We start from the raw sequence: 13,278 nt of genomic DNA, 5'->3' as shown, positions 1-13,278 counted from the left end.
CCCCCGGAGCTACCTTTATTTCCCTGACAGCACCATATGCAACAGCTCTGACAGGGGTTCCATGGCATTCAGCGCCTCCTGGTATGTGTTGGTCTGCGCCCCCACCTCAATCAGGCTGGACTTGGGACGCAGGTGCTCATTATAGCGCAGCCCCTTAAGATAAATCTTCCTGGTAAAACCAGGATAATAGGCCGCTGCATCCAGCTGCATCTGAAGGCTGAAAGCCAGGTTATCCTCCCGGTTGGGGTTCTGCAGATACTCAATGGGACCTTCCGGCGTCTGGCTCAGGCCGTTAAAAAACATGATCTGGGCAGTGTCCTTTCCGTCCACCTGGGTCACCAGGCGCAGGTCCTCCCCCACCCCGTCACGGTGGATATCCAGCACCACCTCAATGGACGGATTCTGCTGCAGGATGTTCGTTATACCGTCCAGGGCGTAATTATAGGCTTTGCTGCGGTCCAGCTGTCCATTTTTCAAATCATATACAGACTTGTCGTGATATACATTATATCCTTTGTCCTCCAGAAGCTTTGTCAGGTAATCCCCTACCCCGACCACGGTCTGGCCCGGACCGGAATCCGCAAATGCTTCCTGGGAATGGGTATGGTATATCAGTATCTGGGGTTTGGAATTGTCCCCCTTCATCGACATGTCCCTGCCCAGAAGGGTCTTTGCATCCATCAGGTCCCTTCCGGCGGTGGTAGAAGTATGTACACTGTAAAAATGTTTCATGAGGAAGTCATAATCCGCCAGCTGCTCCATTACATATGTATTGCCGGTAACCGGCCGGTTCAGGGTGCCGGTAAGGGTTTCCGATGCCTGAAGGGCATTGCCGCCCGGCAGCACCCCGTTCTGGCCCGCGGCATACGCCTGGCTGCCCGGGGTCCCCTGGCCCGGCGCATTCCCCTTGCCCGGCGCATCCCCCTTGCCTGACGTATCCCCCTGACCTGACGCGGCCAGGCTGCCCGGCTCCTCAAGCGACTGCTGCCCGGTTTCCTCATTGCCGTACCAGGCCAGGTACTGGTGCTCCTGGTAAAACGTCTTGACAGTCTGGTATTTCCGGTAAGAGGGGTCCGGGTCAGCAATACCCTGATATGGGCTGTCACCGTCCTGTCCTGTTCCTGCCTGTTCCCCGGGATGGGCCTGGGTCCATATGGTCCCCACCAGCCACTGGCCTCCGGCCTTTATCATGCGTCTGTAATCATTTCTCGGGATACTGCCTGCTGCACGGCCAATCAAACGGCCGCCGAGAAGCAGCAGCATAAGCAGGACCGTGCCGGCCAGAAACCGGCGCATCAGCCGTCCTGAGCCTCCACGTCTTAATCTCATATTATTTTTCACCTGTCATCATGCTAACTTAGGGAAGGTGGCGGAAATGGATTCCCAAATACGCCCTAATATCATGATATGCAGGTGTGATATGGATATTGCGTTTTTTATTCCCTGACAGGTGTAACTGCATCTTGCCAGCAGGCAGGATTCTTTGGAGTACTGATTCTCCTACGGAAAAACAGCCTGATGGATTCCCTCCGATATGGTAAAGCTCAGCTGTTTCACAGACTGGTCAATGTCAGGCGGGGTCACATACAGGGGACCGAATTCCGGCTCCAGCAGTTCCCTTATGAGCTGGTACTGCTGGTCTGAATCCATATCCTCAATCCAGCTGCCCGTCCCCTTTGTCTTATCGTTGTCCGCCAGAACCCGGATCAGGGCAGACACCGTATCGTGGACAATGGCAGCCGCCCCCACCACGGTGGGAACCCCGATTGCAAGCACGGGAACCCCCAGGCTTTCCCGGGTCAGGCTGTGCCTGTGGTTCCCAACGCCTGAGCCGGGATGGATGCCGGTATCCGTAAGCTGTATGGTGGTCCCAAGCCTGCGCACGCTTCTGGCCGCCAGGGCGTCAATGGCAATGATCAGGTCAGGATGGGTTTCACTGATGATCCCCTTCAGGATCTCCGCTGTCTCCATCCCTGTCTGGGCCATGACACCGGGCGCTATCCCGCTGATGGCAGGAAGCTTCCTGTCTTTTAAAAAGTTTTCCCCGTACTGTCCGTCCAGGTGCCTGGTCACCTGCAGGTTACCAAGCACCCTCGGCCCCAGGGAATCCGGGGTGACCGAACGGTTGCCGAGACCCACCACCAGGACAGATGGAAGGTCCTTTTCCTTCCAGTTAATCATTTCCCCCATCAGCTTCCTTATCTGGCGGGCCAGCTCCTCCGATATCTCACTGTGATATTCATCATCCTCCTTGGACAGACGGTCGGCCTCCAGCGTCAGATAGGTGCCCTTGGGCTTGCCCATGGCCTTGGCTCCCTGGTCATTGAGTATTTTTACCTCGGTCAGCTTAACCTGGCTTTTTTGGTGGTGCCACTCCTTAAGCTTAACCCCGGATATCTCGCCGCCGTCCCCCTCAAAACTCTCCCTCTGCTCCAGCGCAAGGTCGGTCCTTATGTCAAATCCTCCCTGCAACCCTGTATTCACTGCCTTGTCGGCATCATTTCCCTGCATACCCATTCACCTCTTGCCTGATATTTGTAAATTAACTATGGTTATTTTAGGCAAAATAACATGTTTTTATTCCATCATACAGGGCAAAGCCTATGATGGATGCGGTTTGGCAATGACAATCCGGTTCCTATTAAAGGCGGTCTGCGGAAAGTATATTGTTTTTCTTGAAAATTCCGCCATTTTCGTCTTGACATTCCGTCCCAGATCAGCTAGAATACAATAGTATGTTTACATTAAACTGTCCGTGTCCAGACTTTGATGGAAAACACAAAGATTATACGTAAAGAACGGAGGTGTATTTCATTGGCTAACATTAAATCTGCAAAGAAAAGAATCTTAGTAAACGAGACTAAGGCTGCAAGAAATAAGGCGATTAGATCCAAGGTTAAAACTGCTATCAAGAAGGTGGATGCTGCTGTTGCTGCTGGGGACAAGGCTGCTGCCCAGACCGCACTGCTGGCTGCTACTTCTGAGATTGATAAGGCTTGTACCAAGGGAGTATATCACAGCAATACGGCTTCCCGCAAGGTATCCCGTTTATCCAAGGCTGTTAATTCCATCGCTTAATTTATAGAGATGACGAATGAATCGGTAAAATGAAAATCCCCTCCGGACCAACCCACCGGAGAGGATTTTTTGTTTACATATTGCCTGCCGTCCATTCTGTCCCCATCATCACAATGATACAATCTTCTTCAGATATTCAGCGGCTGCTTTTGCGGCTGCCTTTCCATCCGGCTTCGGAAAGCATTCCGCAGTGATGAAGCCCTCGTATCCGATTTCCTTAAGTGTTTCAAAAATCTTTTTAAAATCCAGGCAGCCGGTCCCCGGTGCCAGACGCGTATTGTCAGCAACATGCATATAACCCAGTCTGGGGCCTGCCAGGCGTATGGCTTCGTACATATCCGTCTCTTCCAGATTCATATGGAATGTATCCAGATGGAGATATGTATGTTCCAGCCCGTTGCCCTCAATATAATCCAGGGTTTCCCTGGCCGTGATAAAGCAGTCCACCTCATAGCGGTTGATAACCTCCACCACCAGCCGGACGCATTTCATACCAGCATATGCATCCAGTTCTTTCATGCTTTCCGTCAGGAGCCGGTAATAAAGGGACTGGGGATTATCTAACGAAAACCTGCCTTTTACCCATCCTATCACCACATCCGTCTTAAGGCTGGCAGCCACATCGATATAACGTTTCACCTGATCCACCACCCAGGTCCTGCGTTCACTTACCGGGTCTGCCAGCGACAGCCCTGTCTGCGTGTATACCCGGCCCGTGACCACTGCCGCCACCTTCATGCCCAGCTCACCGCAGCACACCTTAATGCGCTCCACCTGCTCATCCGTAAACTCGTATTCCCGTCCATGAATCTCAATACCATCCAGTCCGATATCCTTTGCATACCGGAATGCATCACAGACATCCCCGCATAATGGCAGCGGTGCCGTCAACGGCCTCTGCCCGGCATAAGATACGCCAAATTTAAAATTATGCTCCATGGTGTTTCCCCTCCTATTCAATTCCCAGATAGCTCTTCTTGATGATATCGTTGTCCAGCAGGTTCTCTGCCGTATCCTCAATCTTCAGCATACCGGTTTCCATGATATAACCTCTGTCCGCCACAGTCAGGGCCGCCTGGGAATTCTGCTCCACCAGAAGAATTGTCATCCCATCATCTTTTATCTTTTTTATGGTCTGGAAAATCTCATTGATGACAATAGGCGCCAGTCCGAGGGACGGTTCATCCATCATCAGGATCTTCGGCTTCTGCATCAGGGCCCTTCCCACAGCCAGCATCTGCTGTTCGCCGCCTGAAAGGGTTCCCGCCATCTGCCCTTCCCGTTCCAAAAGCCGGGGGAACAGATTATATACATAATCAAAATCATCCGAAATCCCTTTTTTATCCGTCCTAGTAAATGCTCCCATCTGAAGGTTCTCCTTAACCGACAGATGGGGGAATACCTGCCTGCCTTCAAGGCACTGGGCAATCCCCATGCTGCTGATTCTGTGCGGGGGGAGGTTTTCAATATTCTTTCCCATATATTTAATCCCTCCCCTTCCTCCGCCGCGGATTAAGCCTGATATGGAACGCAGCGTAGTTGTCTTGCCTGCCCCATTACTTCCTATGAGCGTAACCACCTCCCCCTCATTTACATGAAAGGACAGTTCCCTGACAGCACAGATCTGGTCATAGTAATAACTGTAATTCATCACTTCTAATATCTTATTTGCTCCCAATCAAGCCACCTCCCAGATATGCAGCAATTACTTCCGGATTTTCCTGAATCTCCTTCGGGGTTCCCTGCGCTATCTTTTTTCCAAAGTTGATTACTGTTATCTCATGGGTAATATTCATCACCAGCTTCATATCATGTTCTACCAGAAGAATGGTAATCCCCCGGTCGTTGATTCTGTGGATTAAATCCGTCAGGTCCATCTTTTCCTTGGAATTCATGCCGGCCGCCGGTTCATCCAACAGCAGAAGCTTGGGGTCGCCTGCCAGTGCCCTGGCAATTTCAAGACGCCGCTGGTCCCCATAAGACAGGTTCTTGGACATATAGCCGCATTTATCCTCCAGGCCCACAAACCTGAGCAGTTCCATGCTCGTCCCGATGATTTCCTGTTCCTCCCTCTTTTGTGCCGGAGTCCTCAATATATTGCTTACAAGCCCTGACTGAATCCTGCTGTGCCGTCCTATCTTGACATTATCCAGCACACTCAGCGTATAAAACAGATTGATGTTCTGATATGTCCTGGCAATGCCCCTGCTGTTAATCTGATAGGGCTGCAGCCCCTTAATACTCCTATCCTGGAACAGGATATCCCCGCTGGTCAGGGAATGGACACCGCTGATCAGGTTAAACAAGGTGGTCTTACCGGCGCCGTTGGGACCTATCAGGCCAAAGATGGAGCCGTCCTTCACTTCAAATGACACTTCATTTACAGCCGTCAGACCGCCAAACTTAATTGTCGCTTTATCAATTGTCAGCATCCGCTTTCACCCTTCTTCCAAATAATCCTTTTATTTTTTCCACAATACCGTACAGTCCTTTCGGCATATACAGCACAGAAGCCAGAATTATGAAACCATAAATCAGCATCCTGTAGCTGGAAAAACCCTGAAGCGTCTCGTTCAGTATGGTAACAATCACAGCTCCGATAATGGGGCCTGCCAGATTTCCCATTCCCCCAAACAGAAGCATGGTCATGAGGAGCTGCGACTGGCTGCTTTGGAAACTTTCCGGGCTGATGTAACTTACGATATGGGCATACAAGGCCCCGGCCATCCCTGTGTATACGGCGCTGATTGCAAATGCCATGATTTTATACTTTTTAATATTGATTCCCATACCGTCGGCCGCCACCACATTTTCCCTGATTGCCATAAGCGCCCGGCCGGACGATGAGTGGACGATGCGCTGTTTCACAATCAGGAACAGGACACAGAGTACAAGAATCAGGATAGCACAGCTTAAATTGCTCCTGAATTCAAAACCGAACAGATTCAGCTTTGGTATCCGCTTCACACCTGCCATTGCATTTGTAACCGCTTTTGCCTTACAGGCAAATATGTATACCATCTGTCCGAAGGCAATGGTGAGCAGGGACAGGAAATGACGGACCAGCTTGGCGGCCGGGAATGCCACAATAATCCCGAAAATCCCCGAAACAACCATGGCTGCAATCATGGAAAGAAACACCGGCACACCAAGTTTAGTGGACAGGAGCGCCGATGTATATGCCCCAATGGCATAATAAGCAGCATGACCCATGGATATCTGTCCGCTGTAACCAAACAGCAGATCCAGCCCCGAAACGGCAATCACATAGATTCCGGCAAATGCAAACAGCGTCAGCAGATACTGGTCCTTACTTATGAAGGCCAGGGCCAGGGACACGGCTGCAAGAAACCATATGGACACCGGTATATCCTTTATGTTTATTTTCATTTAATCATCCTCCGCGCTTCCAAACTATCTATCATAAACCTTTGCCTTGAAGATTCCTCTGGGCATGAAAATCATAACCAGGATAAGCAGGAAGAAAACAATAAAATCTTTGTAGCTGGAAGTGATATAAGCGGCTGTAAAGGTTTCGCAAAAGCCTATGATCAGTCCTCCCAGGATAGCTCCGTACATGTTTCCATAACCGCCTATGACTGCTGCCGCAAATCCCTTCAATCCAATCATGGTCCCCATACCAAGGCTGACACCCTGGACAGGGCCCAGAAGGATTCCGGCCAATCCCGCCAGAGCTGCCGCCATGGCCCATGTTATGCCCGTTGTCCTTCCCACATTTATGCCAACGCATGATGCGGCTAGCGGATTCATGGCCGCAGCCCTCATAGAGGTTCCAAATTTCATCTTTGTCATGAATATATGCATGGTGACCATGCTGATCAGCCCTACAATCATCACAAGGAATGACTCAGGCTGGATAGCCGAACCAAGAACATCCACCGTAACCACTGAGAATATTGACGGGAATTGAAGCGTAAGGCTCCCCCAAATCTGCTGCGCCATGTTCATGAGGACAATACTCAGCGCAATCGTGGACAGGACTACATAGATGGGGGATGCTTTCTTATTCAGTAAGACACGGATCAGGAAACGCTCTATCATTAATCCGAACACAAACATGATGATCAGCGTAAGAATCAAAGCCACAATAAAGGGAAATCCCAGGAATTTGTAGAAGGTCAGGCCCAGATATGCTCCTAACATCAGAAGTTCCCCCTGCGTAAACGTCATCAGGCCGGAGGCTGAATAGATAAGGCTGTATCCTAACGCAATCAAACCATATACACTCCCTATTACCAAAGCACTAATAATTAATGAAACAACCATATTACCCTATCTCCTTGCATTGAGCACTTTACGCCTGTCCTTCAGGCGTTTACGTGCGAAAGTATTTGGCATTACTTGGCAAGGTCTTTTCGAGCTTAGTAACGCCAAGTTTCCATACATTGAGCACTTTGCGCCTGTCCTTCAGGCGCTTATGTGCGAAAGTACTTGGCGTTACTTGGCAAGGTCTTTTCGAGCTTAGTAACGCCAAGTTTCCGTTAGTTATGAGCCTTTTACTTATTCTTCAGGTATTCGTCCAACATCTGGATTTTTCCTTTCACAGCGATAAATGTATTACCTGTGCTCAGTCCTTCCCCATTATCTGCCGAGAAATCAAAGTTTCCGCCAATCCCCGTATACTTCATGCTAAGAATCGCCTCACGGATGCCGTCTCCGTCCAGGGTCTTGGCGTTTCTCATGGCTTCAATCAGGATATTGGTACCATCATAATCCCTGTAAGCAACCTCGGAGGTCGGCAGGGCGCCAAATTCAGCCACGAACTTTTCCAGGAACTCCTTCTCAATTTCCGAACTGGCCTCTTCCACTGAATCAGGCACAAAATAGCAGCATGAGAAAACAATATTGTCAAAGGCATCGCCTGCAACGCTCTTCGCATCAGGCGCCCCAAATGGCTCAATGCCGTAAATATACCCTTCATAACCTTTCTGCCTTAACTGTTTTACAATCTTTCCCATATCCTCGGAACCGCCTACCACATAAACCCCATCCGCGCCCGCGGCTATGATTTTCACAATCTGACCGGAAAAGTCCGTATCTCCTGTGGTAAAGTTCTCCTGCGCAACCACTTCCATCTTACCTCCGTCCTTGACCAGGTCATGGATGGTACCGGCTGCTGTCTGGGCATATTCCGTCTCGCCTGCCAGGGTAGCAATCTTTGTAGCCCCCATTGTTTCCATGGATTTATAGCAGTCGATATTAAACTGATCCGAACACGCAGTTCCCCTGAAGGTGTATTTCAGTCCTATGTTGGTCCATATAGGGCTGGTACCGGAACCAATCTGCACCACCTTTGCAGCTTCTGAAATGTCAACGGTAGCCAGGATGGAACCGCTGATATGGGAACCTATGATTGCCGTTACCTTATCAGATTCAACCAGCCTTGTAACAACCTTGACCGATGTCTCCGTATTCTGGGCATCATCATAACTGATTAATTCCAGCTGCCTTCCATTTATACCGCCTGCCTCATTTGCTTCCTTGACAGCCAGTTCCACTGCTTTCTGTCCTTCCACGCCTACCACGGAGGATGCCCCTGTCAAAGGACCGTAAAATCCGATTTTAATCGTATCCCCTGATTCCTCCTTGGGCTGATTTGCCGACGGTTCCTCCTTGGCAGCCGCTTCCGTTTGATTTCCCGCTGGTGCCGCCGTTCCCGTATTGCTGCTTCCTGCACATCCTGTCATTCCAACCGCCATTGTCACTGCCAATAAAAGTCCCGCTATTTTTCTCTTCATCATATGTCCTCCATTTTTCTATGAACCAATATAAAAACCACCGTTAACATCAATCATGGCCGCCGTAATATAGCCGGCTTCCTCACTTGCCAGGAAGCAGACAGCTGCCGCTATCTCTTCCGGTTCCCCCAGCCTTCCCAGCATGATTTTGGAATTCAGGTTTTTCAGTTCATCCTCTGTATACGTCTTCACAATATCCGTGGCTGTCGGACCCGGGCAGACCGCGTTGACGGTCACCCCATAAGGAGCCATCTTTCTTGCAATTCCCTTTGTTATGGCACACACTCCGCCCTTTGACGCAGTATAGCTGATTGAGTTTTCCACTCCTCCCATCCTTCCGGCCGTGGATGAAATATTGATGACACGGCCGCATCTGCTTTTTATCAGATAGGGCCACGCCTTCTGAATGGTAAAGAATGTTCCTGATAAATTGACTGCCAGCATTTTATCCCAATCACATCTCTTTATGTCCGGAATTTTAGTGGAACTTAGGATCCCTGCGCAGTTAACCACCACATCCACTGTGCCAAAAAGTTCCGCCACCTGGGTAATCATGGCTTCAATTGAAGATTCATCTGAAACATCACATGCAATCCCCACTGCTTCCCCGCCTGCCTCTGCTGCCGCGGCTGCCATTTGTTTCACCTTTTCTTCATTCAGATCCACAAACGCCACCTTCATTCCATTCTCGCATAATTTTTTTGCCGAATGGAATCCAATGCCCTGGGCCGCCCCTGTCACAACCGCCACACGTCCTTTGAATGTAAATGCTTCTCCCATCTGCTTCCGCCCTCTTTTCTGTAATATTGTTTTATAACAGTTCCATCTTCTGTACCGCTTTATCCTTTACTGCTTCCATACACGGGCCAAACAACTTAATACGGTCAAATTCTTTTGGATCGTCTGCAAATTGCCGTCTCAGGGTCTGTCCAAACTCCATGCGCAGCGCGGTTCCAATATTAATTTTCCTGGCGCCAAACCGGACCAGTTTTGCCAGATCTTCATCAGCCACACCGGTAGAACCGTGAATCACAAGCGGAATATCCACCTGCTTTGCGATTTCCTGCAGACGGTCAAACTGCAGTTCCGCCTTCTGCATCTCCATCCGATGCACGGTCCCCACCGCCACTGCCAGTGCATCCACCCCGGTCAGCTGCGCAAACCGTTTTGCCTCCTGAGGCTCCGTAAACCTGGCATTGAACCGGATATCCGGGTCACTGTATCCCACTGCTCCTATTTCAGCTTCCACACTGATATCCATGGCATGGGCCATTTCCACCACATGTCTGGTCCTCTCCACATTCTCATCAAACGGCAGCTGTGAACCATCGAACATAACCGATGTATAGCCGCTCCGGATTGCCCGTTCTATCACTTCCATATCCGTGGCATGATCCAGATGCACGTCCACCGGTACCTTGGCCTGGGCACCCACATGAAGCATGATTTCCCCTATCAGCTCCACGCCCATATGATTTACCGCATCCTTGTTGGCCATGATGATTACGGGGCGGCCAATGGATTCTGCTGCTTCAATCACAGCCTGGGAATCTTCATATCCGAACACATTAAACGCGGCAATTCCCCTGTCCTCCTTATCCACCAACCGGATGATATCCTTTAAGTTATATAACATAGCTCTACCTTCTTCATACACTGGCTATCATTTCACCGTACAGTTTCTTCTCCTCAGCAATAAACCGGCGTATCGTCCCAATGTCCGGCATATCATCCGAACATCCATGGCTGGCCACCAGCATGGAAGCTGAGGCGCTTCCCAGTTCCAGGCAATCCATCATCTCCATCCCTTCCAGCAAGCCATAAATGAACGCACTTGCATACCCGTCTCCTCCTCCAAAGCTCTTTATGGCAGTAACAGGAAACGGCTTAATACTGTAAGACCTCCCATCCATGGCATAGGCAGCGGATCCCTGTTTACCATGTTTGATTACCACGATTTTTGCATTTTCATCAAACCACCGTTTGGCTGTGGATATATCATCCAACCCCTGATATACCAATCCATCCGTCAAATCGTATTCCTCACGTGATCCCATGATGATATCCGCCATTGCGGCTGCGGCTGTGTAATAGATGGAAATCTCGTCCTTGTTCTTCCATGTATAAGCCCTGTAATCAATATCAAATACAACCACAGTCCCGTTTTTTCTTGCATAAGTCATTGCTTTTAATGCAGCTTCCCTGGATGGACTCTCGGATAGCGCGGTACCGCTTACAATCAGTATTTTAGCTGCTTTAATATAACTTTCCTCCACATCCAGGGGTTCCAGTTTCAAATCAGCCACATTATCCCTGTACATAATCAGTCCTGAGGTATCCTTGTCCAATATCTCTGTAAAGGCCAGCCCCAGGGACTCACCGTTCCTGGCCCGGACTATGTGCGATGTATCAATCCCCTCTTTCTGAAAATAGCTGACACAGTAATCCCCCATCTGGTCATCCGACACGCATCCGATAAAGCCCACCTTTTTTCCCAAACGGCTCAGCCCTACCGCGATATTGGCAGGCGAACCTCCCACATATTTTTTAAATGTACTGCATTCCTTCCACGGTTTAAAATAATCAATGGGATTAAAATCAATTGCAATCCTCCCCAGAGGAATCACATCAAACGGCCTGGTTGAATCAAAATTTATGTACGCCATATCCCTCCCCCTTCCTTTAGATTGTCCCGTCCCATGTGGTTACATGGGTTGATTTTGACTGTTCATCGTCAAACCATCGGGTTGTCACCACCTTTGTTTCTGTATAGAACCGGAATCCGTCCTTGCCAAGACAGTGCAGGTCGCCGATAAAGGACTTTTTATGGCCTGAAAACGGGAACATTCCCACGGGAACAGGGATTCCTACATTGATGCCTACCATTCCTCCATCTGTGTGCCTTGCAAACTCCCTTGCATAATGTCCGTTCTGTGTGAATATAACGGATCCATTTGCAAATGGGTTACTGTTCATGATTTCAAGCCCTTCCTCGAAGGTCTTCACACGCTTGATGCACAGAACAGGTCCAAATATTTCCGTATCGCCTACGCTCATGCCCGGTTTCACATGGTCCAGAATGGTAGGCCCCAGATAAAATCCATGTTCATATCCGGGAACCGTAACATCCCTTCCGTCCAAAGCCATGACCGCCCCTTCCTCAAGCCCTTTCTCAATCCACGCAATGACGGACTTTTTATGTTCCTCATTGATAACCGGCCCCAGCTTGAATGACTTATCATAGGCAGGCCCTACGGTTAACTTCCTTGCCTGGTTTACAATCTCCTCTACCAGCCGGTCCGCAATCCCTTCCTGTACCACCACTACCGGAAGCGCCATGCAGCGTTCTCCCGCACATCCGAACGCAGAATTAATGATTCCGGCCGCAACCCTCTTAACCGGCGCATCATCCAGCACCAATGCATGATTCTTGGCTTCACATAAGGCCTGCACTCTTTTTCCATGTGCCGCTGCCGTGGAGTATATGTGCATTCCAACGGATGTTGAACCTACAAATGTGATTCCCTTAATATCCGGGTGCTCCAGGAACAGCTCGGCTTCATGTCTGGAACATGTAACTATATTGATTACGCCGTCCGGCAGCCCTGCCTCTTTATAAAGCTTTGCAATACGCATGCATGACTGCGGTGTAAAGCTGGCCGCCTTTAAAACAATAGTATTGCCGCAGGCAATGCACATAGGGGTCATCCATCCCATGGGGATCATGGCCGGGAAATTAAACGGTACAATCCCGGCAAATACACCAAGGGGTTCCCTGTACAACACTGTATCATATCCCAGCGAGGCATCCATCATGCTTTCCCCCATCATCAGGGACGGGGCCGAAATGGCCTGCTCCGTGCCTTCTTTTGCCTTGAGTACATCCCCTTTCGCCTCTTCCCAGGCTTTTCCATTTTCCAGGGCTACCAGATGTGTCAGCTCATCCATGTGTTCAATCAGCAAGTCCCTGAGCCTGTATAGAATCTGCACCCGTTTTAGGACAGGTGTGGATGACCACGCCGGAAATGCAGCCTTTGCACTTGCAATAGCCTCTTCTACCTCTTCTTTGGTACAGCAGGGTACTTTGGCTATCACCCTTCCGGTACTTGGGTCAAACGCATCCCGGTATTCACCGGATTTCGACTCTTTGAATTCCCCATTCACATAATAACAGATTTTCTTTACATCTCCCATTACACGCCTTCTCCTTTTGATTATATTTTGGTTATCTTGGTTTTATTGAGTAGATTATATACCATATCTCATCATTTTTCAAGTATATTTTTGTTATTTTAAATAGTTTTTGATTTAAATTCGACATTTATATGTGTATATTTTAATCATTTTAATTATGTTATTCATCACAGTTGCAGATTTTCCAACAAATGCATCCCCCTCTCCTCCTGTTTTACAGTGTTTTTGTCTATATTTTAATTACCTT

The 13,278-nt window shown here is 49.3% G+C and carries 13 protein-coding genes; 1 reads left to right on the top strand and 12 read right to left on the bottom strand.

From position 1 onward, the window contains the following. Positions 1–15: 15 nt before the first annotated feature. Both DWX59_RS11070 and gpr read right to left on the bottom strand, forming a co-directional pair. Complete coding sequence (locus DWX59_RS11070) at positions 16–1,329, bottom strand: stage II sporulation protein P (RefSeq protein ID WP_117559007.1); 1,314 nt, start codon at positions 1,327–1,329, stop codon at positions 16–18. Positions 1,330–1,500: 171 nt separating this feature from the next. After that, positions 1,501–2,511: a GPR endopeptidase gene (gene gpr, locus DWX59_RS11065; RefSeq protein ID WP_117559005.1), complete on the bottom strand. Its 1,011-nt coding sequence runs from the start codon at positions 2,509–2,511 to the stop codon at positions 1,501–1,503. 303 nt (positions 2,512–2,814) lie between these two features. Here gpr and rpsT point away from each other — a divergent pair, with 303 nt between their 5' ends. Next, entirely contained in the window at positions 2,815–3,078 is a 264-nt protein-coding gene (gene rpsT, locus DWX59_RS11060; RefSeq protein WP_007870206.1) for a 30S ribosomal protein S20, read from the top strand. A 108-nt stretch (positions 3,079–3,186) separates the two neighbouring features. Here the strand turns inward: rpsT and DWX59_RS11055 are convergent, their stop codons facing one another. The 10 genes from DWX59_RS11055 to DWX59_RS11010 form a co-directional block, all read right to left on the bottom strand. Continuing rightward, the gene (locus DWX59_RS11055) at positions 3,187–4,017 is read right to left on the bottom strand and encodes a sugar phosphate isomerase/epimerase family protein (protein ID WP_117559003.1); all 831 of its coding nucleotides are present in this window, start codon (positions 4,015–4,017) and stop codon (positions 3,187–3,189) included. Positions 4,018–4,030: 13 nt separating this feature from the next. Then, entirely contained in the window at positions 4,031–4,729 is a 699-nt protein-coding gene (locus DWX59_RS11050) for an ATP-binding cassette domain-containing protein (RefSeq protein WP_165642956.1), read from the bottom strand. Positions 4,730–4,742: 13 nt separating this feature from the next. Further along, positions 4,743–5,510, bottom strand: coding sequence for an ABC transporter ATP-binding protein (locus DWX59_RS11045; RefSeq protein ID WP_117559001.1), 768 nt, complete (start codon positions 5,508–5,510; stop codon positions 4,743–4,745). Next, positions 5,497–6,468 (bottom strand): branched-chain amino acid ABC transporter permease, encoded by a 972-nt coding sequence (locus DWX59_RS11040; RefSeq protein ID WP_117558999.1) that lies wholly within the window; start codon positions 6,466–6,468, stop codon positions 5,497–5,499. The genes DWX59_RS11045 and DWX59_RS11040 overlap by 14 nt, the downstream gene beginning before the upstream one ends. A 24-nt stretch (positions 6,469–6,492) precedes the next feature. Next, a complete protein-coding gene (locus DWX59_RS11035) occupies positions 6,493–7,365 on the bottom strand; it encodes a branched-chain amino acid ABC transporter permease (protein WP_117558997.1) in 873 nt (290 codons plus the stop codon). 230 nt (positions 7,366–7,595) lie between these two features. Further along, positions 7,596–8,840: an ABC transporter substrate-binding protein gene (locus tag DWX59_RS11030; protein WP_117558995.1), complete on the bottom strand. Its 1,245-nt coding sequence runs from the start codon at positions 8,838–8,840 to the stop codon at positions 7,596–7,598. A 15-nt stretch (positions 8,841–8,855) separates the two neighbouring features. Then, on the bottom strand, positions 8,856–9,617 hold the full coding sequence (locus tag DWX59_RS11025) for an SDR family NAD(P)-dependent oxidoreductase (RefSeq protein ID WP_117558993.1): 762 nt from the start codon (positions 9,615–9,617) through the stop codon (positions 8,856–8,858). Positions 9,618–9,648: 31 nt separating this feature from the next. Then, positions 9,649–10,473 (bottom strand): class II fructose-bisphosphate aldolase, encoded by an 825-nt coding sequence (locus DWX59_RS11020; protein WP_117558991.1) that lies wholly within the window; start codon positions 10,471–10,473, stop codon positions 9,649–9,651. Positions 10,474–10,486: 13 nt separating this feature from the next. Continuing rightward, entirely contained in the window at positions 10,487–11,503 is a 1,017-nt protein-coding gene (gene iolC, locus DWX59_RS11015; RefSeq protein ID WP_117558989.1) for a 5-dehydro-2-deoxygluconokinase, read from the bottom strand. 16 nt (positions 11,504–11,519) lie between these two features. Beyond that, a complete protein-coding gene (locus tag DWX59_RS11010; RefSeq protein WP_117558987.1) occupies positions 11,520–13,031 on the bottom strand; it encodes a CoA-acylating methylmalonate-semialdehyde dehydrogenase in 1,512 nt (503 codons plus the stop codon). Positions 13,032–13,278: the final 247 nt, after the last annotated feature.

The sequence above is a fragment of the Enterocloster aldenensis genome (assembly GCF_003434055.1).
GTDB lineage: Bacteria > Bacillota > Clostridia > Lachnospirales > Lachnospiraceae > Enterocloster > Enterocloster aldenensis.
The sequence above is the reverse complement of the archived record's forward strand: the minus strand, read 5'-3'. Positions and strand labels throughout refer to the sequence as shown.